The organism is Pseudomonas fortuita, from assembly GCF_026898135.2.
In the GTDB taxonomy this organism is placed as follows: Bacteria; Pseudomonadota; Gammaproteobacteria; order Pseudomonadales; family Pseudomonadaceae; genus Aquipseudomonas; species Aquipseudomonas fortuita.
In genome coordinates this window covers 3,838,587-3,861,185 of sequence record NZ_CP114035.2, presented here as the reverse complement: position 1 = coordinate 3,861,185, position 22,599 = coordinate 3,838,587, and the positions used below count along the sequence as shown (strand labels likewise).

The 22,599-nt window shown below is 64.3% G+C and carries 25 protein-coding genes; 7 read left to right on the top strand and 18 right to left on the bottom strand.

Annotated features, from left to right (window positions below; translation table 11 throughout):
* The 3 genes from OZ911_RS17585 to ribBA all read right to left on the bottom strand — a co-directional run bounded on the left by OZ911_RS17585 (position 1) and on the right by ribBA (position 3,435).
* Complete coding sequence (locus tag OZ911_RS17585; protein WP_016487673.1) at positions 1 to 918, bottom strand: ABC transporter permease; 918 nt, start codon at positions 916 to 918, stop codon at positions 1 to 3.
* Positions 915 to 1,940 carry an ABC transporter substrate-binding protein gene (locus OZ911_RS17580; RefSeq protein ID WP_016487672.1) on the bottom strand — a complete coding sequence of 342 codons (1,026 nt, stop codon included), beginning with the start codon at positions 1,938 to 1,940 and terminating at the stop codon, positions 915 to 917. The genes OZ911_RS17585 and OZ911_RS17580 overlap by 4 nt, the downstream gene beginning before the upstream one ends.
* A 373-nt stretch (positions 1,941 to 2,313) precedes the next feature.
* Positions 2,314 to 3,435: a bifunctional 3,4-dihydroxy-2-butanone-4-phosphate synthase/GTP cyclohydrolase II gene (ribBA, locus tag OZ911_RS17575; protein ID WP_016487671.1), complete on the bottom strand. Its 1,122-nt coding sequence runs from the start codon at positions 3,433 to 3,435 to the stop codon at positions 2,314 to 2,316.
* Positions 3,436 to 3,513: 78 nt separating this feature from the next.
* Between ribBA and OZ911_RS17570 the strand changes: the two genes are divergently transcribed.
* The gene (locus OZ911_RS17570) at positions 3,514 to 3,807 is read left to right on the top strand and encodes a DUF1330 domain-containing protein (protein WP_023049469.1); all 294 of its coding nucleotides are present in this window, start codon (positions 3,514 to 3,516) and stop codon (positions 3,805 to 3,807) included.
* Positions 3,808 to 4,059: 252 nt separating this feature from the next.
* Here OZ911_RS17570 and OZ911_RS17565 read toward each other — a convergent pair whose 3' ends face one another.
* Genes OZ911_RS17565 through purU form a run of 6 tightly spaced genes read right to left on the bottom strand, consistent with a single transcriptional unit; the run spans position 4,060 to position 10,883 of the window.
* On the bottom strand, positions 4,060 to 4,665 hold the full coding sequence (locus tag OZ911_RS17565; protein ID WP_070086373.1) for an aminomethyltransferase family protein: 606 nt from the start codon (positions 4,663 to 4,665) through the stop codon (positions 4,060 to 4,062).
* A 3-nt stretch (positions 4,666 to 4,668) separates the two neighbouring features.
* The gene (locus OZ911_RS17560; protein WP_268968394.1) at positions 4,669 to 7,572 is read right to left on the bottom strand and encodes an FAD-dependent oxidoreductase; all 2,904 of its coding nucleotides are present in this window, start codon (positions 7,570 to 7,572) and stop codon (positions 4,669 to 4,671) included.
* The gene (locus OZ911_RS17555) at positions 7,569 to 7,874 is read right to left on the bottom strand and encodes a sarcosine oxidase subunit delta (protein WP_023049265.1); all 306 of its coding nucleotides are present in this window, start codon (positions 7,872 to 7,874) and stop codon (positions 7,569 to 7,571) included. The genes OZ911_RS17560 and OZ911_RS17555 overlap by 4 nt, the downstream gene beginning before the upstream one ends.
* 11 nt (positions 7,875 to 7,885) lie before the next feature.
* Positions 7,886 to 9,127, bottom strand: a complete 1,242-nt coding sequence (locus tag OZ911_RS17550) for an FAD-dependent oxidoreductase (RefSeq protein ID WP_016487666.1) — start codon at positions 9,125 to 9,127, stop codon at positions 7,886 to 7,888.
* Positions 9,127 to 10,020: a bifunctional methylenetetrahydrofolate dehydrogenase/methenyltetrahydrofolate cyclohydrolase FolD gene (gene folD / locus OZ911_RS17545; RefSeq protein ID WP_023049264.1), complete on the bottom strand. Its 894-nt coding sequence runs from the start codon at positions 10,018 to 10,020 to the stop codon at positions 9,127 to 9,129. Before folD ends, OZ911_RS17550 begins: the two co-directional genes overlap by 1 nt.
* Positions 10,017 to 10,883 (bottom strand): formyltetrahydrofolate deformylase, encoded by an 867-nt coding sequence (purU, locus tag OZ911_RS17540; RefSeq protein ID WP_016487664.1) that lies wholly within the window; start codon positions 10,881 to 10,883, stop codon positions 10,017 to 10,019. Before purU ends, folD begins: the two co-directional genes overlap by 4 nt.
* Before the next feature lie 210 nt (positions 10,884 to 11,093).
* Between purU and OZ911_RS17535 the strand changes: the two genes are divergently transcribed.
* The 5 genes from OZ911_RS17535 (at position 11,094) to OZ911_RS17515 (ending at position 14,244) form a co-directional block, all read left to right on the top strand.
* Complete coding sequence (locus OZ911_RS17535) at positions 11,094 to 11,492, top strand: hypothetical protein (protein ID WP_016487663.1); 399 nt, start codon at positions 11,094 to 11,096, stop codon at positions 11,490 to 11,492.
* A gap of 129 nt (positions 11,493 to 11,621) precedes the next feature.
* Positions 11,622 to 11,840: an MbtH family protein gene (locus tag OZ911_RS17530; protein WP_016487662.1), complete on the top strand. Its 219-nt coding sequence runs from the start codon at positions 11,622 to 11,624 to the stop codon at positions 11,838 to 11,840.
* Positions 11,837 to 12,556 carry a thioesterase II family protein gene (locus tag OZ911_RS17525; protein WP_070086370.1) on the top strand — a complete coding sequence of 240 codons (720 nt, stop codon included), beginning with the start codon at positions 11,837 to 11,839 and terminating at the stop codon, positions 12,554 to 12,556. Before OZ911_RS17530 ends, OZ911_RS17525 begins: the two co-directional genes overlap by 4 nt.
* Positions 12,557 to 12,613: 57 nt before the next feature.
* Positions 12,614 to 13,165, top strand: a complete 552-nt coding sequence (locus OZ911_RS17520; protein WP_016487660.1) for a hydrolase — start codon at positions 12,614 to 12,616, stop codon at positions 13,163 to 13,165.
* A 26-nt stretch (positions 13,166 to 13,191) separates the two neighbouring features.
* Positions 13,192 to 14,244: a DUF1615 domain-containing protein gene (locus tag OZ911_RS17515; RefSeq protein WP_023048682.1), complete on the top strand. Its 1,053-nt coding sequence runs from the start codon at positions 13,192 to 13,194 to the stop codon at positions 14,242 to 14,244.
* A gap of 160 nt (positions 14,245 to 14,404) precedes the next feature.
* Here OZ911_RS17515 and OZ911_RS17510 read toward each other — a convergent pair whose 3' ends face one another.
* From OZ911_RS17510 to OZ911_RS17470, 9 genes are all read right to left on the bottom strand, one after another.
* A complete protein-coding gene (locus OZ911_RS17510; protein ID WP_023048683.1) occupies positions 14,405 to 15,268 on the bottom strand; it encodes a metal ABC transporter solute-binding protein, Zn/Mn family in 864 nt (287 codons plus the stop codon).
* On the bottom strand, positions 15,265 to 16,164 hold the full coding sequence (locus OZ911_RS17505; RefSeq protein ID WP_016487657.1) for a metal ABC transporter permease: 900 nt from the start codon (positions 16,162 to 16,164) through the stop codon (positions 15,265 to 15,267). Before OZ911_RS17505 ends, OZ911_RS17510 begins: the two co-directional genes overlap by 4 nt.
* Positions 16,161 to 16,910: a metal ABC transporter ATP-binding protein gene (locus tag OZ911_RS17500; RefSeq protein WP_023048684.1), complete on the bottom strand. Its 750-nt coding sequence runs from the start codon at positions 16,908 to 16,910 to the stop codon at positions 16,161 to 16,163. Before OZ911_RS17500 ends, OZ911_RS17505 begins: the two co-directional genes overlap by 4 nt.
* Complete coding sequence (locus OZ911_RS17495; protein ID WP_016487655.1) at positions 16,907 to 17,809, bottom strand: metal ABC transporter substrate-binding protein; 903 nt, start codon at positions 17,807 to 17,809, stop codon at positions 16,907 to 16,909. The genes OZ911_RS17500 and OZ911_RS17495 overlap by 4 nt, the downstream gene beginning before the upstream one ends.
* 16 nt (positions 17,810 to 17,825) lie before the next feature.
* On the bottom strand, positions 17,826 to 18,395 hold the full coding sequence (locus tag OZ911_RS17490; protein ID WP_060517297.1) for a DUF6162 family protein: 570 nt from the start codon (positions 18,393 to 18,395) through the stop codon (positions 17,826 to 17,828).
* Entirely contained in the window at positions 18,392 to 18,712 is a 321-nt protein-coding gene (locus tag OZ911_RS17485) for a hypothetical protein (protein WP_016487653.1), read from the bottom strand. The genes OZ911_RS17490 and OZ911_RS17485 overlap by 4 nt, the downstream gene beginning before the upstream one ends.
* The gene (locus OZ911_RS17480) at positions 18,709 to 19,248 is read right to left on the bottom strand and encodes a PA2404 family protein (protein WP_016487652.1); all 540 of its coding nucleotides are present in this window, start codon (positions 19,246 to 19,248) and stop codon (positions 18,709 to 18,711) included. The genes OZ911_RS17485 and OZ911_RS17480 overlap by 4 nt, the downstream gene beginning before the upstream one ends.
* Positions 19,245 to 20,438 carry a PepSY-associated TM helix domain-containing protein gene (locus OZ911_RS17475; protein ID WP_016487651.1) on the bottom strand — a complete coding sequence of 398 codons (1,194 nt, stop codon included), beginning with the start codon at positions 20,436 to 20,438 and terminating at the stop codon, positions 19,245 to 19,247. Before OZ911_RS17475 ends, OZ911_RS17480 begins: the two co-directional genes overlap by 4 nt.
* Before the next feature lie 175 nt (positions 20,439 to 20,613).
* Positions 20,614 to 21,948 carry a lysine N(6)-hydroxylase/L-ornithine N(5)-oxygenase family protein gene (locus OZ911_RS17470; protein ID WP_023048811.1) on the bottom strand — a complete coding sequence of 445 codons (1,335 nt, stop codon included), beginning with the start codon at positions 21,946 to 21,948 and terminating at the stop codon, positions 20,614 to 20,616.
* A gap of 174 nt (positions 21,949 to 22,122) precedes the next feature.
* On the opposite strand from OZ911_RS17470, the gene OZ911_RS17465 reads away from it, so the two are divergent.
* Positions 22,123 to 22,569, top strand: a complete 447-nt coding sequence (locus tag OZ911_RS17465) for a hypothetical protein (protein WP_016487649.1) — start codon at positions 22,123 to 22,125, stop codon at positions 22,567 to 22,569.
* The last annotated feature ends 30 nt before the right edge of the window (positions 22,570 to 22,599 follow it).

The following is a 22,599-nucleotide window of genomic DNA, read 5'->3' as shown; positions in this document are numbered from 1 at the left end:
TTACCTCGCGTTGCCGACCGGGGATTCCGGCTGCAGCTTCAGGTACAGGTAGAAGAGCACCAGGGTGATCGCCACCAGCAATGCCGCAGCGGCGCTGGCCAAGCCCCAGTTGAGGAACGACTGCACCTGCTGGATGATGAATTCGGGCAGCATCATGTTCTGCGCCCCGCCCAGCAGCGCAGGAGTAACGTAGTAGCCCAGCGACATCACGAACACCATCAGCGCCCCGGAGAACAGCCCCGAACGGCACAGCGGCAGGAACACCTTCCAGAAGTTGGTCCACGGGCTGGCGCCGCAGATGGAACCGGCCTGCAGCACCATCGGGTCGATGGCGTGCATGGTGGCCTGCAGCGGCAGCACGATGAACGGGATCATGATGTAGCTCATGCCGATTACCACGCCCGTGAGGTTATGCACCATTTCCAGCGGGGTATCGATGATACCCATGGCCATCAACGCCTTGTTGATCACCCCCGAGCTTTGCAGCAACACCAGCCACGAGTAGGTGCGCGCCAGCAGGCTGGTCCACATCGACAGCAGCACGATGTTCAGCAGCCAGCGGCCCCAGCCCTTGGGCACCAGGGTGATCGCCCAAGCCAGTGGGAAGCCCAGCAGCACGCTGATCAGGGTGACTACGCCAGCTACCGAGAAGGTGTTGAACAGCACCCGTGCGTAGGCTGAGTTGGCAAACAGCTGCTCGTAGTTGCCCAGCCCCGGCGTTGGCTCCAGCACGCCACGCAGCAACAGGCCGACCAGCGGTGCGAAGAAGAACAAGCCAAGAAACAGCAGGGCCGGCAGTAGGTTGCGGCTGCCTTTCCAGCGTTGGCTCAGGCTGGTGCGGCGAGGGGCCGTCCCAGGGGCGCCGGTGCCCGTGGGGGCACCTTGCGCGTTATGCAGGGCGTTGATGGCGACTTTCATTTGACCAACCACTCATTCCAGCGGGCCGCGATGGCCTGACCGTTTTTAGCCCAGTAGGCGAAGTCGAGTGTGACCTGGTCCTGGGCGTAGGCAGTGGGCAGGTTTGGCGCAAGGTCTTTGTCCAGCTTGGCCACGCTGTCGACGTTCACCGGGGCGTAGGCGGTCTTGTTGGCGAACTCGGCCTGGCCTTCGGCGCTGCTGGCGTTGGCCAGGAACTTCATGGCCGCCTCCTTGTTCTTGGCACCTTTGGGGATGACCAGGAAATCGGCCATGACCAGATTCTGCTTCCAGCTCACGCCCACGGGAGCGCCGTCTTGCTGCAGGGCGTAGACACGGCCGTTCCAGAACTGCCCGAGGGAAGCTTCACCCGAAGCCAGCAGCTGCTGCGACTGGGCCCCACCGCCCCACCAGACGATGTCTTTCTTGATGGTGTCGAGCTTCTTGAAGGCGCGGTCCAGGTCCAACGGGTACAGCTTGTCCGGCGCTACGCCGTCGGCCAGCAGGGCCAGTTCAAGCACGCCGGGGCTGGGCCATTTGTACAGGGCGCGTTTGCCAGGGTAGGTCTTGGTGTCGAACAGTGCGGTCCAGTCCACCGGCTTGTTGGCACCGAGCTTGCCTTCGTTGTAGCCCAGTACGAAGGAGAAGAAGAACGAGCCGACGCCGTGGTCGGACACGAAGCGCGGGTCGATCTTGTCGCGCTTGATCTGGTTGAAGTCGAGGGGTTCGAGCAGGCCTTCGCTGGCGGCGCGCAGGGCAAAGTCGGCTTCGACATCCACCACGTCCCATTGCACGTTGCCGCTTTCGACCATGGCCTTGAGCTTGCCGTAGTCGGTGGGGCCGTCCTGCACGACCTTGATGTCGGTGGCTTTGGTGAAGGGTACGGCCCACGCTTCTTTCTGGGCGTCCTGGGTGGTCCCGCCCCAGCTGACGAAGTTGAGGCTGTCAGCGGCTTGGGCGGCTTGACATGCCAGGGTCAGCAGGCTGGCGGACAGCACTGCGGTTACACGTTTGCTCAACAGCATGGTTACGCCCTCGTTGCTTTTGTTATTCGAGGCGGGGCTTGTGGTGCGCCCGCCAACAGTGTTCGGGGAGCAGCTAAAACAAAGTGTCTGGGTGGCCGTTTTTAATTGTAGGTGCCGGCCTGCAGATTTAAGGTCTACGGGATATCATATTATGGTATTCCAAACTTTTGGCAAGGGGTATGAGGCGACCGGCCATCACCCTGCCCTCAGGTTTGGTTGCCGGGGGCGTTGTGGGAGCGGCCTTGTGTCGCGAATGGGCCGCAAAGCGGCCCCAGGATTTCAGAGCTGACCGAAAGATTGCAGGGGCCGCTCTGCGGCCCATTCGCGACACAAGGCCGCTCCCACAAGGCCGGTGTCGCAGGGAGGGCGGAGGTCAGCCCGGCATTACGGGCTCGAACGCAATGCTCTGCACCACCTCCAGCTCATATCCCGCCAGGCCGGCGTACTTCAGCGGTGGCCCCAGGTGACGCAGCTTGCCCACGCCCAGGTCCTGCAGAATCTGCGCCCCGGTGCCCACTTCGGAGTACACCTTCGACTGCCCACGCTGATAAGGCCTTACCGGCTGGGTCAGCTGCGGTACACGCTCCAGCAGCGCCTGGGAGGATTCATGGTTGGCCAGGATCACCACCACGCCAGTACCTTCATCGGCCACCTTCTGCAGCGCTGCCCACAGCGTCCAATTGGGCGGGCCTGCGTATTCGGCACCGACCAGGTCGCGCAGCGGGTCGATCACGTGCACCCGCACCAGGGTCGGTTGCTCGCGACGGATGTCGCCCATGACCATGGCCATGTGCACACCGCCTTCAATGCGGTCCTCATAGGTGACCAGGCGGAAGGTGCCGTGCACGGTCGGCAGCTCGCGCTCGCCGATGCGCTTGATGGTCTGCTCGGTGCTCAGGCGGTAGTGAATGAGGTCGGCGATGGTGCCGATCTTGATGCCATGCCGGGCGGCGAACACTTCAAGGTCAGGGCGGCGGGCCATGGTGCCGTCGTCATTCAGCACTTCAACAATGACCGACGCCGGGCTGAAGCCAGCCAGGCGCGCCAGGTCGCAGCCGGCCTCGGTGTGGCCGGCGCGGGTCAGCACGCCGCCTTCGCGGGCACGCAGGGGGAAGATGTGGCCGGGTTGTACCAGGTCTTCGGGGCGGGCGGTGGGGGCCATGGCCGCTGCCACGGTGCGCGCCCGGTCGGCGGCGGAAATGCCGGTGGTGACGCCGGTGGCCGCCTCGATCGACACGGTGAACGCCGTGCTGAAAGCGCTGCCGTTGGCCGGTACCATCTGCTCCAGGCCCAGGCGCTGGCAGTGTTCGTCGGTCAGGGTCAGGCAGATCAGGCCACGCGCTTCGCGGGCCATGAAGTTGATGGCCTGGGCGTCGCAACGCTCGGCAGCGATCAGCAGGTCGCCTTCGTTCTCTCGGTCCTCGTCATCCACCAGCAGGACCATCTTGCCTTGCCGGTAGTCCTCTAGAAGTTCCTCGATGGTGTTGAATGCCATGTTGCACGCTCACTGTGGTGGGGTGATTATTATGGTATACCATCATACACAAATATCGTCGTTTCAGGAGAGCAGCGCATGAAGGCCTATTGGATCGCCCACGTGGACGTAACCGACCCCGAGCAATACCAGCAGTACACCCAACGCGCTCCGGCAGCCTTCAAGGCATTCGGCGGCCGCTTCCTGGCACGTGGCGGGCGCAGTGAGGCGATGGAAGGGCGGCCAACCCCGCAGCGTAGCGTGGTGATCGAGTTTGATTCGTACGAGCAGGCCGTGGCGTGTTACCGGTCCGCGCTGTACCAGGAGGCGTGCAGCCATCGCCAGGGGGTGGCGAAGGCTGAAGTGATCATTGTCGAAGGGTTTGAACCCTGATGTTGGGCTGATGGCCCTTTCGCGGGTAAACCCGCTTGTGTCTTGGAGAAGGAATAGAATCTGAAGTGAGAGCGGTGAATGGCAAGCTGATAGCCCGAGGTGCCCAGAGCACGTGTGGGAGCAAAAGCTGCCATTCACCGTTCCACTTTGGCGAGAGCCCGAACAGTTGGATGAGGGCCGTAATCTCGAATCACAAGCGTGGGCCAAACGCCGAAAATCGTGCGGCGAACACGCTGCAGGCCTCACCGCGTATCAACCCACCAACGCACCCAGCTCAATCAAACCGCCATCGAATTCATCCATGGCATCCAGCATCGCTGCCCGCATGTACACCCGTGACGCCCGATCAAACAGCAACTGTAATGTTGGACGCTCATCGCTGCCCACATTCACCACAATCACATTGATGCGTGCCACCGAAGTCTGCGCCACCGCCCCGGCCGGAAACGCCTCGGCACGCAAGTCCACTGCGCACAACTTGGCCATCACCGCACTGCCAAGGGCTCCAGACAGCTGCAGCCAGGCATGGCTGTCCTGGCGCGGCAGCAAGTAGTTACGCTGGGCATCCTGCACCCACTCGGCCTCTGCGCCAGCCACCCGTGCGCCTTTTTCGGCCAGGCTGCCCAGCAGCAGGTACTCGGTCTGCGACAACCGCGCTACCCAGCCGCCGTCGTCCTGGCGCACGGCCTGGTTCGGCTGCGGCGGCAAACGGTAGCCGCGCTGCTGCAGGTAGGCGGCGGTGTCACCCCCGCGAAACCCGACCCGTGCCACATCGGTCAGGTCGGTCAACGCGCAGGTGTGCCGCCACTCGGCCCGCGGGCTGTGAGGGAGAAACGCTTCGGCTTGCAAACGGGTCATGGCTCAGAGCTCCTGGCGCTGGTTGTCGGGATCGTGGAACGGCAGTTGCACCACCTTGGCCTGCACCATCGCGCCGCCCTGCACGCGGATCGGGATGTGCATGCCTGGGGTGGCCTGGTGGGCACCGGCATAGGCCAGGCCGATGATCTGCCCTACGGTTTGCGAGTATTCGCAGGAAGTGACGTTGCCGCTGATGTCCGGCCCGTCCAGCACCAGGTGCCCCTCCAGTGGTTGCGGGCTGCCCTTCGGCAGGGTGAAACCGACCAGCTTGCGCTTGAGCGGCTGCGCCTCAAGGATTTCGATGGAGCGCTTGCCGACGAAGAACGGCTTCTTGCGGCCGATGGCCCATTGCATGTCGATCTCTGCCGGGTGGGTCATGCCGTCGGTATCCTGGCTGATGATCACATGGCCTTTTTCCAGGCGTAGCAGGCGCTGGGTCTCGACGCCGAAAGGGCGAATACCCAGGCCTGCACCGGCTTGCATCAGTTCGTCCCACAGGCGCTCGGCATGGCGCGCCGGCACATGCACTTCGTAGCCCAGCTCACCGACGAAGCCGACCCGCAGGATGCGTGCGGGGATGCCCGCTACATTGCCCAGGCGTACGCCGAGGTAGGGGAAGGCTTCGGCCGACAGGTCCACGTCAGCGCACACCTTGGCCAGCACCTGGCGTGACAGTGGCCCGGCCAGGTTTACCGCGGCCAGGGCGGCGGTGACGTTGGTGATGTCCACGTCCAGGCGCCACTGCGCGTTCCACTTCAGCATCTGTTGATAGATGCGGTCCACGCCGCTGGTGGTGGCGGTGACATAGAAGTGTTGCTCGCCCAGGCGTGCGCAGACGCCGTCGTCGATCACCACGCCCTGTTCGTTGGTCATCAGCGCGTAGCGGGTGCGGCCGACAGGCAGCTTGGCAAAGCCGAAGGTGTAGACGCGCTCCAGCAGTTCTGCGGCGTCTGGGCCGCGCACGTCCAGGCCGCCCAAGGTAGACACGTCGATCAGGCCGACTTTTTCGCGCACATGGCGGGCTTCTTCCTGCATGCAGCGCTCACGTTCCTCGGGCTTGCCGTAGTAGGCCGGGCGTTGCCAGGTGCCGGCAGGCATCATTTTCGCCCCGGCTTGCAAGTGGCGGCGGTGCATTGGCGTTTGCCGGTAAGGGTCGAAGGCACGGCCGGCGACATGCGCCAGCTTTTCTGCCTGGAACGGTGGGCGGGCAGTAGTCACCCCGGTCTCGCTGATGCTGCGGCCGGTCGCCTGCGCTACCAGGCGTGCGGTGGGCAGCGCCGAGTGGCGGCCTTGGGACGGGCCCATGCCGACCGTGGAAAAGCGCTTGACCAACTGCACGTCGCGATAGCCGCTGCGGGTGGCGTTGACGATGTCGCGCACCTGCAGGTCTTCGTCGAAGTCGACGAAATCCTTGCCCTTGGGGTGCGCAAAGATTGGCCAGGGGAAATTGACCTTGGCTTCGGCGCTGAACACCGATTGTGGTGGCGCTTGCAGGCCCAGCGCTGCCACTGCATCGGCAGCCTCGCGCGTGGCATCGGCCAGCACGTTGGTCAGCGCGTGACGGCCGTTCACCGAGCCGGCGATGCCCAACCCGGCTGGCAGGTCGCTGATGGTGAACTCGTCGCGGTTGACGTCATAGGCCAACTTGCCACCGGCCTGGCACAGCAGCTGGTATACCGGCATGTAGCCCGCCGACATGCACAGCAGGTCGCAAGCCAGGCGCAGGCCATGAGGGCCGACCTTGCCCTGGCCGGTGATCGGGCGAATGTCCACGCCGTTCACATGACGCATACCCGCTTCGTGCAGTGCTTCGTACACCGTGCTGCCCAGGTACACGGGGATATCGCGGCGCTTCAGTTCGGCGGCCAGTGCGGCATCGGCCGGCGCAGCGCGCATATCGACCACTGCGGCCACGGCCACGCCTTGCTCCTGCAAGTCGAGGGCGGCCAGATAGCCGTCATCGTGGCCGGTGAGGATCACCGCGCGCTGGCCGGGCTTGACCGCATACAGCTTCATCAGCCGCTGGGCAGCGCTGGTCAGCATCACGCCCGGCAGGTCGTTATTGCGAAACACCACCGGCTGGTCGAACGAACCGGCTGCCACCAGGCAACGGCTGGCACGCACCTTGTACAAGCGTGTGTGCTGGATCACTGGCAAGTAGTTGTCGGTGAACCAGCCGTTGCAGGTGGCATCCAGCAGTACCTGGATGTTCGGGTGGACCTCGATGGCGGCCAACAGCTCCTGGCGCAGGCTGGCGGCGCGGGTGCCGGCGATGTCGAAGCGGGCGTAGGTGAGCGAGCCTCCCAGTACCGGCTGTTGTTCGATGAGCAGCACCTTGGCCCCGGCATTGGCCGCGTCCAGCGCGGCGCGCAGGCCGGCGGGGCCGCCGCCGATGACCGCCACATCGACGAACAGATAGGCTTTGTCGTAGTACTGCGGCTTGAAGCCAAGGTCGAGCACGCCCAGGTCGGCCTTTTTGCGAATCAGCGGTTCCCACACTTTCCACATGCCCTTGGGCTTGTAGAACGAGCGGTAGTAGAAGCCCACCGGCATGAAGCGTGAAAACTTGCCCAGACAGGCGTCGCGGTCATGCTCCAGGCTGCCGTTGAAGTTCTGCCCTGTGACCACCTGGCCCTCGCATGCGGCCTCCAGGTCGGCCAGCACGTTGGGTTCGTCAGGCAACTGCACCAGGGTGTTGGCATCCTGCCCGGCCATGCTCAGCGGGCCGCGTGGGCGATGGTATTTGAACGAACGCGACAGCAGCCAGCGGCCGTTACCGAGCAGGGCGCTGGCAATGGTGTCACCGGCAAAGCCCTGGCAGGCCTGGCCATCGAACTGGAAGCGCAGGGGCCGCTCGCGGTCGATCAGCAGGCCCATGGGCGCAGGGAGGCGGGTGTGGCTGTTCATCTGGCGATCTCCGGTGTGGCAACGGGGGTGAAGTCGACACGGCGGTCGAACAGTGCTTTCGGGTCGAAGGTGCGCAGCACCTGGTCACTCACCGTGTGGCGCTCGGCCAGAAACCAGTAGCTGGAGGCGTTGTGCAGCCACCACTCGGTCACCACCCCGGCCAGGTTGTCGCTGTTGAACACGTAGTCTGCCCACTCGGCATCGCTGCAGCGGGCCGGGTCGGGCATGTGCTTGAATTCGCCGCCGTAGGTGAACTCGCTGATGTTGCGCGGGCCGTTCAAGGGGCAGGTCAGGATCTTCATTGTCGTTGCTCCTAGTGGCTGGCCGCAGTGGCGCCCATTTCGTTGACTTGCTGGAAGCGGCTGAAGCGCTCCAGAGCGAAGGGGGCGATCATTTCGGGCACTTTGCCGCCGCTGGCCACCAGCTCGGCCATGGTCTTGCCGCAAATTGGCGTGGCCTTGAAGCCCCAGGTGCCCCAGCCGGCGTCCAGGTAGTAGTTGTGCACCGGCGACAGGCCCATGATCGGGCTGTAGTCCGGGGTCATGTCGGTCATCCCGGCCCACTGGCGCATCAGCTTGGCGTTGGCCATGAACGGGAACATCTCGATGGCGTGGGCCAGCAGGCTTTCCTTGAGATCCAGTGTGGAGCGCGTGTTGTACAGCGGGTAGGGGTCGGAGCCGCCGCCAAAGACGATCTCGCCACGGCTGGTCTGCTGCACATAACAGTGCAGTGCCGACGAACTGACCAGCGGATCGAGGAACGGCTTGAACGGCTGCGTGACCATGGCCTGGAGCGGGTAGGTGTGAATCGGCGCACGTATGCCAGCCTTGGCCATCAGCAGCGAACTGGCGCCGGCCACGGCCTGGACCACGCAGCCGCACTGTACGGTGCCACGGTTGGTCTTGACCGCTTCGATGCGGCCATTGCGAATCAGCAGGTCCTGCACTTCGGTCAGCGGGTGGATTTCCACGCCACGCTTGGCTGCCTGCTTGGCGTAGCCCCAGGCGACTGCGTCATGGCGCGCGGTGGCGCCGTCGATGTGCCAAAGGCCCGCCAGCACCGGCAGGTGGCCGGGGTCGAGGTTAAGGCTGGGCACCAGTTCACGAATCTGCTGGCGGTCGATCATTTCGGTGCGCCCGCCGAAGTGCTTGTTGACTTCGGCCCGCTGGCGGAAGGCGCGCACGGTGGCATCGGTGTGCGCCAGGGTGAGCTGGCCGCGCTCGGAATACATGATGTTGAAGTCGAACTCGTTCGACAGGTTCTGGAACATGCGCACCGATTCTGCGTAAAAGCGCACACCTTCGCTGGTGAGGTAGTTGGAGCGGATAACCGCGGTGTTGCGTGCGGTATTGCCACCGCCCAGGTAGGCCTTTTCCAGCACAGCGACGTTGGTCACGCCATGGTACCTGGCGAGGTAGTAGGCGATGGCCAGGCCATGGCCGCCGGCGCCAATGATCACCACGTCATAGCGTGGCTTGAGTTCGCACGGTGGCGGCAGGTCGACCTCCACCGGGTAGTCGGCACTCAGGCCGTATTTCAGCAGGGCGAAAGGCATCAGGTGCGCTCCTGGTGGGCGGCCTGTTGTTGCAGGTCGAGGGCGAGCAGGGTGTTTTTCATCAGGTAGGCGATGGTCATCGGGCCGACGCCGCCGGGCACCGGAGTAATGCCGGCGACCTGGGGCAGGGCAGCGGCGAAGTCGACATCACCGACCAGGCGGCTGTGGCCGCCGTCATCGACGCGGTTGATGCCGACGTCGATCACCATCGCGCCGGGCTTGAGCCAGTCGGCACCGATCAGCCGTGGCTGGCCCACTGCCGCCACCAGGATGTCGGCCTGGCGGCAAAGCGCTGGCAGGTCGCGGCTGTGCGAGTGCACCACGGTCACCGTACAGTCGGCCTGCAGCAGCAGGGCAGCCATGGGTTTGCCGACAATGTTCGAGCGGCCGACCACCACCGCATGCTTGCCGCGCAGCTCGCCACAGGCGTCGCGCAGCAGGCGCATGCAAGCGCTGGGGGTGCACGGGGTGAGCACATCGCGGCCTTGGGCCAGGCCACCAACGTTCTCGCTGTGGAAGCCGTCCACGTCCTTGAACGGGCTGATGGCTTGCAATACACGGTGCTCGTCGATGTGCCCGGGCAACGGCAGTTGCACGAGGATGCCGTTTACCTCCGGGTCGCGGTTCAGGCGGTCGATCAAGGTCAGCAGGTGGGCCTGGGTGGTGTCGGCGTGCAGGCGATGTTCCAGCGAGCGGATGCCCACCTCTTCGGCGCGCAGCACTTTGTTGCGTACGTACACGTGGCTGGCGGCATCGGCGCCCACCAGCACCACGGCCAGGCCGGGTTGCACGCCGCCCTGGCGCAGTTCCAGCACCTGCTCGCGCACTTCGGCCAGCACCCGCGCGGCGGTGGCCTTGCCGTCGATCAGCTTGACGCTGAGAAGGGCGCTCATTTGAAGATCACCGTGCGGTCGTGGTTAAGGAACACCCGGTGTTCCAGGTGGTATTTCACGGCGCGGGACAGGGCGATGGTCTCGGTGTCGCGGCCGATGGCCACCAGATCGTCCGGTGCGTAGGCGTGGTCCACGCGCTGCACTTCCTGCTCGATGATCGGGCCCTCGTCCAGGTCGCTGGTCACGTAGTGGGCGGTGGCGCCGATCAGTTTGACCCCGCGCTGATAGGCCTGGTGGTAGGGCTTGGCACCTTTGAAACCGGGCAGGAACGAGTGATGGATGTTGATCGCCCGCCCCGACAGCTGCCGGCACAGGTCATCGGAGAGGATTTGCATGTAGCGCGCCAGCACCACTAGTTCGGTGCCAGTGTCCTCGACGATGCGCAGCAGCGCGGCTTCCTGTTCGGCCTTGGTGTCTTTGGTCACCGGCAGGTAGACGAAGCGGATACCCTGGCGCTCGGCCATCGGGCGCAGGTCCAGGTGGTTGGAGACCACAGCGGTAATGTGCATGTCCAGCTCGCCCTTGGCGTGGCGGTACAGCAGGTCGGACAGGCAGTGGTCGAACTTGCTCACCATCAGCAGCACGCGCATCGGCCGGGCGCTACTGTGCAGGCTCCACTGCATGCCGAAGCGCTGGGCCACGTCGGTAAAGCCTGCCTCCAGTTGCGGCGTATCACCACGGATACCGGTGTTGAAGCGAAACACCGCGCGCATGAAGAAGCGCCCATTGTCCTCGTCGTCGAACTGCGCCATCTCGCTGATGTAGCAACCGTGCTCGGCCAGGTAGGTGGTCACTGCGGCGACGATGCCGGACACGGCCGGGCAACTGACGCGCAGGATGAAGTGATCGGGAGCGGGGTGCATGTCGGGTAGGCCTCGTGATGGAGTGGGGCAGGTCGGGCACAAGGGCAAAAAAAGCTTCGCAAGGGGCAAAGTGGTGTTTCTTCGCGGGAATATAAATTTCCTTTTGGCGATTTATAGGCGAAATGAGGGCTAGGGGTCTAGCGGTTTGTGAAATTTTTTATCCTGACAGGAAAGTTTTTTTCGAGGCCTTTGCCGGGCTATGCTTGCTCCATGACACCACCCCCTCTGCGCCAACCTTGCCCTCCTGGTGCCTGCGACTGCGGCCGTGAACACTTGGTCGATCACCCGCAGGCGGCCCAGCGCATCCTCCTGCTGACCCGACAGGAAGAAAAGCGCCTGCTTGAACGCCTGGAAAACCTCAAGGACTTCGAGGACCTGCAACGCCTGCAGCAACGCCTGTACGAAAACCTCGGCATCCGCGTGCACATTGCCCCCGGCTACAACGAAGTGCGGACCATGCGCGGTATCGTCATTGAACTGGATGACCAGCCGGGTCTGTGCCGCAAGACCCGGCAGTCGATCCCGGCGGCAATTCGCCGCGGGCTGGAGCGCAACCCGCAGGTAGCCTTCCGTCTGCTCGATACCCACGACCTGCTGCGTGATGCCTGACCTTTGATTTCTGCACCGCTCCCACATGGGGCGCGCCAGTTGCTCTAATTTTTTCACCGCGTGCTACGTCTACTTGAAAGCCCTCTGCACCAGGCGTGCAGCGGTACTCATCATTCAAGGAGACAGGCAATGACTTCCGTTTTCGACCGCGACGATATTCAGTTCCAGGTAGTGGTCAACCACGAAGAGCAATACTCGATCTGGCCAGATTACAAAGCCATCCCCAACGGCTGGCGTGCCGTCGGCAAGAGCGGCTTGAAGAAGGAATGCCTGGCCTACATCGACGAGGTGTGGACCGACATGCGCCCGCTGAGCCTGCGTCAGAAAATGGCCGAAGCCGCCCAGTGACCGCGCTGAACCTGCTGTGCCTGCCGTACTCCGGGGCCAGCGCCATGGTCTACAACCGCTGGCGGCGCAAACTGCCCGCCTGGTTGCAAGTGCGCCCGGTGGAGCTGCCCGGGCGCGGCGCACGCATGGCCGAGCCGCTGCACACCGACATGCAAGTGCTGGCCCGGCAACTGGCCAGCGAGCAGCGCCTGGCGACGAGCGCCCCTTATGCGTTGCTCGGCCACAGCCTGGGTGCATTGCTGGCCTTCGAGCTGGCGCATGAGCTGCAGGCGCTGGGCTGCCCCGCGCCGCTGGCCCTGTTTGCCTGCGGTACGGCGGCACCCTCCCGGCGCGAAGACTACGACGGCAAGAACTGGCGCGAGCCCAAGAGCGACGCCGAGCTGATCCGCGAGTTGCGTGAACTCCAGGGTACCCCTGAGGAAGTGCTGGCCAACGCCGAGCTGATGAGCCTGACCTTGCCTACCCTGCGCGCCGATTTTCTGCTTTGCGGCACATACGCCTACCGCCAGCGGGCGGCGTTGCAGTGCCCGCTGCACGTGCTGGGCGGGGCGGATGACCGGGCCAGCGACGAGCAATTGCAGGCCTGGCGCCAGGAAACCCAAGCCGAGTTCTCGCTGCAGATGTTTCCCGGTGGCCACTTCTTCATCCATGAGCAGGAGGACAACGTGCTTGGCGCGCTCACGGCTTCACTGGAACCGCTTCGGCTTTCTGCCTGATTGACGTCACCGCTTGCCTGGGGGAGGCTAGGCCTTTTCCCAGGCAAGGGGCGGACAATGCTGATCGATCCACACAAGGCCACGCTGCTGGTCGTCGACATCCAGGAAAAACTCATCGACGCCATGAGCGACCCTGAGGGTACTCGGGCACGGGCACGCTGGTTGTTGGCGGCGACCGCCGAGCTGGAGCTTCCGACGGTGATTTCCGAACAGTATCCCAAGGGCCTGGGGCATACCTTGGCGCCACTGCTGGCCGCAGCACCGGCAGCCGAAGTGGTGGAGAAAAGCCATTTTTCCTGTGTGGCTGCCGGTTGCCTGCCGGCGAGCCTGATGGCGCGTGAGCAGGTGATCGTGTGTGGTATGGAAACCCATGTCTGCGTGCTGCAGACGGTGCTTGGCCTGCTGGCCTTGGGCAAGCAAGTGTTCGTGGTCGAGGATGCCTGCGACAGCCGTACCGCTGCCAGCAAGGCGGCGGGCCTGGCGCGCATGCGTGAGGCCGGGGCGCAGGTGGTGACCCGCGAGATGGTGTTGTTCGAATTGATGGGCAGCGCCGGCCACCCGCTGTTTCGCCACATCAGCAAAACCTACCTGGTCGGTGAACAGCCCTGAACGGCCGGTTACTGGCTGCCGGGTTGATGGCGCTGGCGCTGCTGCAAGGCTGTGCCGGGCGCCGTGAAGAAGCGCCCGAGGCGGACCCGGCCAAAGTCCGCGCCCAGCTGTTGCGGTTGCTGCCTGCGCAGGCCAAGGACCGCGAAGGCTGGGCCAAGGACATCCAAGTGGCGTTCGAGGCCCAGCGTATTACGCCGAGCAAAAGCAATTTGTGCGCTGTATTGGCGGTGACCGAGCAGGAATCCACGTTCACTGCCGACCCGCAGGTGCCCAACCTGGGGCGTATCGCCCGCGAGGAAATCGACCGCCGTGCCGGGCGCTTGCATATCCCCAGGCTATTGGTTGACGGTGCGCTCAAGGCGCCCTCCGGTAACGGCCAGAGCTACCAGCAGCGTTTGCAGGCGGTGCGCAGCGAGAAGCAACTGAGCGAGCTTTACGACGAGGTCATCGCCCGTGTACCGCTGGGCAAGACCTTGCTGGACGGGCTGAACCCGGTGCGCACCGGCGGGCCGATGCAGGTCAGCATCGACTTCGCCGAAAAGCATGCGCAGGCGTATCCCTACAGCCATGACGGCACGATTCGCCAGGAGGTGTTCACGCGGCGCGGCGGCATGTACTTCGGCATCGCCCACCTGTTGGGCTACCCCGCCAGTTACGAACGCCAGCTCTACCGTTTTGCCGATTTCAACGCGGGCTGGTACGCCAGCCGCAACGCGGCGTTCCAGGCCGCATTGGGCAAGGCGACCGGCGTGCCGCTTGCCTTGGACGGCGACCTGATTGCACCGGGGGCGATCATGCCAGGTGCCACCGAGCAAGCCGCAAGAAAGCTGGGGGCGAAGCTGGGGCTGCGTAACCCGCAGATTCGCAGCCAGCTGGAAGAGGGCGACAGCCTGGCGTTCGAGGACAGCAAGTTGTACAGCGGGGTGTTTGCCCTGGCAGATGCCAAGGCCGGTAAACCTGTGCCGCGGGCGGTATTGCCGGGGATCGAACTGAAGAGCCCCAAGATCACCCGCAAGTTGACCACGGCGTGGTTTGCCGGGCGGGTGGACGAGCGCTATCAGCGGTGCATGAAGCGTTAACTTTTCAGCTGACGCGATCCATTGTGGGAGCGGCCTTGCGTCGCGAAAGGGCCGCATAGCGGCCCCAGGGTTTCTGCGTTGATACAAAAATTGCGGGGCTGCTGTGCAGCCCTTTCGCGACGCAAGGCCGCTCCCACATTGACCGCATCGGCCTGCTCGATCAGCTTTCGCCCAATGCCCCAACCACCTGGTCGACACTGGTCTTGAGCCCTGCAAACGCATCGTCAGGGTCACTCTCCACCACCACCAGCTTCGCCCCGGCGGCCTTGATCGCTTCGGCTACTGCGGCCTCCGGCTGGCGGTGGTCCAGCACCAGTGCTACATCCTGCGCTTTGAGGTTCTCCTCCAGCGCCTTGAGCGCGGCAGCATCCCATTCGGTCGGCAGCGGTTGCTCCACCACATCCAGGTTCAACCCGCTGGCCAGGTAACCCAACCGCTCGGACAGGCTCACCACCGTCAGGTTGTCGACCTTGGCCAGGCGTGTCTGGCTGCTGGCAGAAAGCTCCAGCAGCTGGCGCTTGAGCCCCGCCAGGTTGCCCTGGATCTTCGCTTTGTCACCCGGGGCCAGGCGCTCCAGGTCATTGGCCACCACATCGGCCATACGCCCGAGGTTGGTCGGGTTGAGCCAAGGGTAGGCGCCATAGGCATCATCACCGGAGACTGCAATCCCTGGCAGCGCACCATCCACCGGCCGTGCGGCATCGATTTCGACGATGCGGATGTTGCTGCGCCGGGCCATCGGGTACAGCGGGTCGTCACGCCAGATCGAACGCACACCGATTACCGCGTCGGCCTGTTGTGCGACTTTTTCCAGGCTGGCGCCACCGCGCCCGCTGAAGTACGACGGCTGCCGGCTGGCCGGCAGGTTGGCCGGCGCCGCACGTTTTAGCTGTACCGCAGTGCCGTCGAGCAGGGCGCTGGCCAGGCTGTGGGTGACGGGCAGGGTGGTCAGCACTTGTGTGGCAAAAGACAGCGACGGCAGGCCGGCCAGGGCCAGCGCCAGGGTCAGGCGTTTCAGGTTCATGCCGGGTTTCCTTGCAGGCGAGGGACAAGGGCGCGGGCCAGGGCGGCCAGGGCAAAGCAGATGCCCGCGACCAGGATGATGGCGGCGCCTGACGGTACTGGCAGGTCGAACACGATCGGAAGCAGGATGCCAAACAGGGTGCTGACAGTGGCAATCACCACCGACAGGAAGAAAAAGCCCTTGAGCGACTGGCTGACAAGGCGAGCGGCGGCAGCGGGAATGACCAGCAGCGCGCCGACCAGGATGGCCCCGATCACCTTCACGGCGGCCACGGTCACCAAAGTCACCAGCACCACGAACAGGTAGTCCAGGGTTTTCACCGCTACCCCGCGCACAGCTGCCAGCTGTGGGTTGAAGCTGGCCAGCATGATGCGGTTGTACAGCGGCAGCGCCAAAGCCAGCACCAGGACCGCGACGATGCCCAACACCACCAGGTCCTGGCCGCTGACGGTCAGCACCGAGCCGAACAGCACGTTCTCGAGGATGTGCACGTTGATCTTGCCCGCCAGCATCAACAGCAGGCTGGCGCCCAGCGCCAGCGACACCGACAGGAACACGCCAATCAGGGTGTCCGGCGACAGCCCGGTACGGTTGCGCAGGAAATTGAGCAGGATGCCGAACAGCAGGCAGTAGCCGAACAGGCTGCCGTAAGGGCCGGTGTAGGGCTCGCCCAGCAGGATACCGATGGCCACCCCGGTCAGCGCGGCATGGCCCACTGCCTCGGAGAAGAAAGCGAAGCGCTTGACCACCACCAGGGTGCCCAGGCCGCCCAGCACCGGGCCGATCATCAGGCCGGCCAACAGGGCGTTGACCACGAAACCGTAGGCCAGCGCCTCGGGCAGGTAACCAGCGGTGGCCCAGTCCTGGACCAGTTGGCGAAATGCTTCAAAACTCATGGGGCAAGGCTCTCGCTACGCGGGTGAACAGAGAACAGGCCGAGCAGGCGCTCCGGGGTCAGGGCCTGGGCGGGGGGGGCGTCGAACAGCACCTTGCGGCTCAGGCCGGTTACCCGGTCAGCAAGGCGCAGCACCGCTTCCAGGTCGTGCTCGATCCACAGCACGGTGGTGCCCGCCTGGCGCCAGCCCTTGAGCAACTGCTCGAACACCTGGATACCGGCTTCATCGAGTGCCGACATGGGTTCGTCCAGCACCAGCAACTGCGGCTCGGGGATCAAGCCCTGGGCCAGCAGCACGCGCTGGCGCTCGCCCCCGGACAGCGCACCCATGCGCCGCTTGCGTTTGTCTAGCATGCCGACCTGCGCCAAGGCGGCGTCTATGGCCGGTTGCACCCGCCGCGACAGGCCGAGAAAGGCGGGGCGGCGCTGGCACATGGCGGCCATGAAGTCGTCCACGGTCATCGGCAGGCCGCGGTCGAACTCCAGGGCCTGCGGCACATAACCGATCACCTCGCGTGCGCTTGGCCAATGCAGGGTCAACTGGCCCTGATGCGGCATCTGCCCGAGCAGGGTCTTGATCAGCGAGCTCTTGCCGCCGCCATTGGGGCCGACGATGGCATGCACGCTGCCGGCGGCCACAGTGAAAGCGACCTGTTCAAGGATGCGTGTGCGGCCTAGCGTCAGGTCGATGCCAGCGAACTCGATGCGTGGCCCGCAGGCCGTCAGCAGGTTGGCGGCGGCGGTCACGCGCGGTTCTCCTGAATGGCGCGGACCACGGTGTCGAGGTTGCGCTTCATTTCCACTTCGTACTTGTCCTTGGTGTATTCGCCATAGGAGATGTGCGTCAGCGGGTACAGGCGCACACCAGATTCACGCTGGATGGTTTCGACATAGGCCGACGGGAAGTCCATTTCCGAGAAGATCACCTTCACGTCCAGGGCTTTGAGCTGGTCGATGGTCTTTTTCAACTGGGCCGGGCTGGGTTCGATGCCGTGGGCCGGTTCGACCACGGCGGTCACCTCCAGGCCGAAGTCGCGGACCAGGTAATCGTAGGCGGCGTGGATGGTGGCCACCCGGAAGGTGGCGCTGGGGGCCTCGGTGACCTTGGCCAGGGCATCGGCACGCAGGGCGCGCAGGCGCTTGGCGTAGGCGCGGGCGTTTTGCGTGTAGAGCTTGGCGTTGTCCGGGTCGAGCTTGCCCAGTTCACGGGCGATGTTGTTGACCTGGGCGATGGTGGTGCTGATCGACAGGAAGGTGTGTGGGTTGACCACCTTGCCGGCGCCGCGGGCGGCAATACCGGTGGCCGCCAGCAACGGAACGTTCTGGTTGGCCTCGATGGTATTGATGCCGGGCTTTTCGCTGGCGGCGATCATGCGGTCGGCGAAGTCGTCGTGGCCCACGCCGTTGAGCACCACCACGTCCAGGGTGCCGATGCGCCTGATGTCCTCGGCCCGTGGCTCGTAGGCGTGGGGGTTGAAGCCCGCTGGAATCAGCGGCACCACTTCGGCCTTGTCGCCGACGATGTTGGTCACGTAGCTGTAGTAGGGGTGCAGGGTGATGCCGATGCGCAGCGGCTTGCCGTTATCGGCCAGGGCCGTTGCCGGCAGGGCAAGCGCCAGGAGCAGGGCGAGGGCGGAGCGGAACATGGGGAAGTCCTTGGGTTCAGTGACGGTGTTCGCGGGTAACCCCGGCGTCGTAGTGGCTGACCACCTGCTGCCAGCCAGCGGCAATCAGTGCCGCCTGGCCGAGGTCGTCCGGGGGCGTGGCGGCGCTGTCGCGGCGCAGCCAGACATCGGCCTGGCCAGTACTCTCGGCCGGCAGGATCAGCAGCAGGCTGCCGGCGACTTCAGGGGCCTGGCTGCGGCCCAGGTAGGCGCCGGGCTCCAGCCATGACCAGTGGTGGCCGCCACGGCTCTGGCTGCCTGCGTCGACCACGAAGGGCGGCAGGCCTTCTTCGGCCAGGGCCTGCACGCTAGGCACGGCAGCGTTTTCTTCACGCAGCAGCTGGATCTCGTCGAAGGCCACCCGCAGGTCGGTGTACAGGCCTTGCTCGGCGGCGGTGAGGTCGCGACGGGCGTCGATCTGGTGGCTGGCGATGGTCTGTTCGTCTTCGCGCTCGCCACGCAGCAGCACCACGCTGGCGGCGAGCAGCACGATCAGCAGGCTGATCAGCAGCACGTACAGGGTTTCGTGCCCGGCGCCGGCCGGGCGAATCACTTGGGCGCGGCTCATGGCTGGCCAATATCGGCGTAGTCGACTTCCACGACATGCCCTGGGCCGGCATCAAACAGCACGTAGAACTCGCCGTCCGGGCGCTTGAAGGTGAGTGTCGAGTCGTCGCCAAGCTTGCCGCCGACCAGCACCTGTTCGTCATAACCGATCACATCCAGGGTCACCCCGGGGGCACCGCTACCGTCCGAAAAACCGCCGGTGCACTTGACCTGGCCGCCGGCCGTTTCTTCGCATTCGCACATCGGGTTATGCGCCAGGGCGGGGCCGGCGGCCAGTACCAGCAAGGGCAGGGCGAGGGTTCGCATCAGCTGTTTCATTTCTTGCCTCCTTGTTTTTCGAGCCAGGCCACGGTGGCTGGCGATGCTTTGGCCAGGGGGACCGACGCCTGGTGCATGCTGCCGTCCCAGCCTTCCAGGGTGATCCAGATCTGTGCGTCAGGCTTGGTGCGGGGCGGGATGGGCAGGTTGGTGCCCATGCGATAAGGCGCACCAAAGAAGATCGTGCCGGCGGCACGCAGGCTGCGCGGTTTGCCAATGCGCAGGTAAACGGCCTTGACGTCATTGATGCAGGCCTTGCACAGCGCTGCGTTGAAGGATTTGAAATCGCCAGCGGGGCCGTCCGGGCGTGGTGCTTCGTCACGCAGTTCAGCCAAATCCAGGGTGTAGGGGCCTGCCTGGATACCGGTGATCACGTTGGCACCCAGCCCGGCGTCGCCACGGAACAGCTTTGCGTCGTTGAAATACTTGGGCATGAAGCCCAGCGGTACCAGGATCAGCAGGATGTTCAGGTGGAAACGCCACTTCAGCCACCACTGCTTCAGTGGGCTGGCGGGTACGGCCTGGGCGTGGCTCATGATTGGGTCTCCAGGGAGGTCTGGGCGCGTTCGGTACGGGGTGCGCGTTCGCTGCGCTTGAGGGCGGCGGCGGTGGCCTGCGCGGTGCGCTTGGTCCAGATCAGCAAACCGCTGAACACCATCAGGGTGAGTATCAGCCCGAAGAAGAACCAGATCAGCTTGATCGGCAGGCCGCCGAAGTCGCCGGTGTGCAAGGGGCGCATGGATTCGGTGACGAACTCCAGCGTGGAGCGGTCGCTGAGCAGGAACTGGCTGTCGACTTTGCGCGTGTAAGGATTGACTTCGGCGCTTTGGAACATCAGCGGATACCAGCCGCGCCCGCCCATTGAAACATGGCTGTAAGCGGTAGACGGCAACGAAACGAAGGTGATATCCAGGCCGGGAATGGCCAGGCCGGCGATGCGTGCCGCCTCATCGAGGTCAATGCGCGGGGCAGGGCTGCCATCTGGTGTTTGCGGCACTTCTTCGCGGGCGATCACCGGCACGATGGGCCGGCTGGAAATGGTGATGTGGTTGTCGAACAGGATTGCCTGGATCAGGAACCAGGTACCGGTGATGGAAATGACCGCGATGAACCAGATCGACCAGACGCCCGCCAGGCGATGCAGGTCGCCCCAGAAGATGCGCGAACCATGCCCCGTGCGTACCGGTTTGAAGAAGCCCTTCCAGAACTTCTTGTACACCACCAGCCCGGTTACCAGCGATGCCAGCATGGGCAAGCCAAGGATCGACACCAGGTACCAGCCCCAGCTGAAGCCGTTGGTGAACGGCACCAGCCACCAGCCGTGCAGGGCGCGGGTGAAGGCTTCGAAGTTGAAGTCGGGGGACTTGCCCTGGATGGCACCGGTGTACGGGTTGACGTACAGCGTCGGGCTGGTGCCGTCGGGGAAGGTGACATCGGCCGTGAGGGCAAAGTGCGAGCCGTCGGGCTGTATGAGCGAGTCCACGACCATGTCCGGTTCGGCTTTGTGCAGGGCGTCCAGCACTTGCTGGAAGCTAAGGCGCTCGGCGTCGGCATCGGGTTTGCTGGCGCGCACATCGGGGTTGGCGAGCCAGACGATTTCCTGGCTGACCACGGCGAGCATGCCGGTAAAGCAGACAATCAGCACAAAGAACCAGATCGGCAGGGCGAGCCAGCTATGGACCAGGAACCACAGCCTGGATTTGGATTTTTTCGGTGATTTGGCCATCAGACGGTCTTCTGCATTGGGTGGTCGAGCGTGTGCCCAACCAAAGAGGGCTGTACTGATAAGGACGAATGAGAATTGAAAACCTGCCGTTTTAAATGCAAGCAAATGTTTCTAAGCGCAAAGCCGGCCTGTGCGCGAGGCGTCAGGCCGGCTTTGAAGGCATGCAGCAGCGGGGTCAGGCGTGGGTCATGGCCACGGCCGGTTGCGGTTTGCCGTGCAACTGCGCCAGGTCCTGGTACAGCGCCCGGCCAATTTCCGCAGCGCGGGCCGGCAGCACCGAGAGCAGGGTGTCGCTCAGGCCGTGGCTGTTCTCGCAGAACCCTTGCAAGTAAACCGACGCCTGCAGGTCGGGGCTTGCCAGTACGCGGTAGTTGCGGTCAACGCTGAAATCGTCCAGGTAACCGGCAAGCGGTGCCAGCAGGTCACGGTGCGAGCGGCGCTCGTAGCCGGTGGCGAGGATCACGGCATCGTAGCGGTGGGTTTGCTGCTGGCCGGTGGCAAGGTCGCGCAGGGTCAGTTCCAGGCCGTCGCGGGTGGCCACCACGGCTTCGACCTGGCGGCGGCACAGCACGTTGTGACGGTGCTGGTGGGCGACCTTCTGCCGGTACAGGATGCCGTAGATGCGCTCGATCAGGTTAAGGTCGACCACCGAGTAGTTGGTGTTGTGGTATTCGCCCAGCAGTTTGCTGCGCTGGTCGGCCGGTTCGTTGTAGACCAGGTCGGTGTAGTCCGGTGAGAAGATTTCGTTGACGAACGGGCTGTCGTCGGCGGGTTTGAGGGCCGACCCACGCAGGATCATGTCGACCTTGACCGACGGGTAGCTGTCGTTCAGATCAATGAACGCCTCGGCGGCGCTTTGCCCCGACCCGATCACCGCGATGCGCATGGGTTTGCCGGCGGTGCACGGCAGCTTGTTGAGGCTGCTCAGGTATTGGGAGTGATGGAAAACCCGCGGGTCGTCCTTGAAGGCACCAAACTTTTCCGGGATTTTTGGTGTGCCGCCGCTGCCGACCACCACCGAGCGGGTGCGGCGGCTGTATTCGCGGCCTTGGGCGTCGCGTGAGACCAGGCGCAGGTGCTTGACCCGGCCGGCATTCACCTCTGGTTCGATGCGCAGCACTTCCTGGCCATATACCGCCTGGGTGGCGAAATGGTCGGCGGCCCAGCGCAGGTAGTCGTTGTACTCCAGGCGGCAGGGGTAGAAGGTGCCGAGGTTGATGAAGTCGGCCAGGCGCTGCTTCTGGTGCAGGTAGTTGACGAAGCTGTAGGGGCTGGTGGGGTTGCGCAACGACACCAGGTCCTTGAGGAACGAAATCTGCAGCTCGCTCTGGGTGGCAAGGGTTTCGCCGTGCCAGCGGTAGTCCTGCTGCTTGTCGATGAACAGCGCGTCGAGGGCATGGCCCTGGGACTCGGCGAGTTCTTCCAGGGCAATGGCCAACGCCAGGTTGGAAGGGCCGAAGCCCACGCCGATCAGATCTTTGATGGTTTCCTGCTGTGAGGACTGGCTCATGGCTGCGATTCCCTGAATGGTCGAAATTGGACGCCCGCCGGCGCTCCGGCTCCTGCGCAAGTACATGTGTTGGAACGAGCCAGTCGCGGGGGAATTTAAGCGGGCTAAAGAACTGCCAGGGATGGCCGATAGGGTGGTTACGGCAAGGACCTATCTTTCAGCCAGGGAATCGAGATGAGCGCAATTACGGCTAGCAACCTCATGATCAATGGCGTTTCAGCGCAGACGCTGAGCGCCAACGCAGCCAACGAACGCGAACAGGCAAAGCAGGCCGGTGAGGCGCTGGGCCCCTTGAGCATCAGTAGCGACAGCATGAAAGTTTCAGCGGGTAGCCAGGCGCAACCTGCGGACAGTGAAGACAGTGGTGAGTCAGAGGCCGTCTCCGAGCTGCGTCAGCTGATCAAGGATCTGCAGAAGCAACTGGTCGAGGAGCAGAAGCAGTTGGCTGCGCTGCAGAACAGCAAGATGGATGAAGCGGCCAAGGCCGCTGCGGTGGGCGCCAAGCAGGCAAGCATTGCCACTATCAACGGCCAGATCATGGCAGCCACGGCACAGCTGCTGGAGCTGTTGCAGCAAGAGGGTGGCAGCAGCTCGGGCGGGATGGTCAGCGCCACGGCCTGACTGCCTGGTGCAACGCCTGCAGAAGCGGCC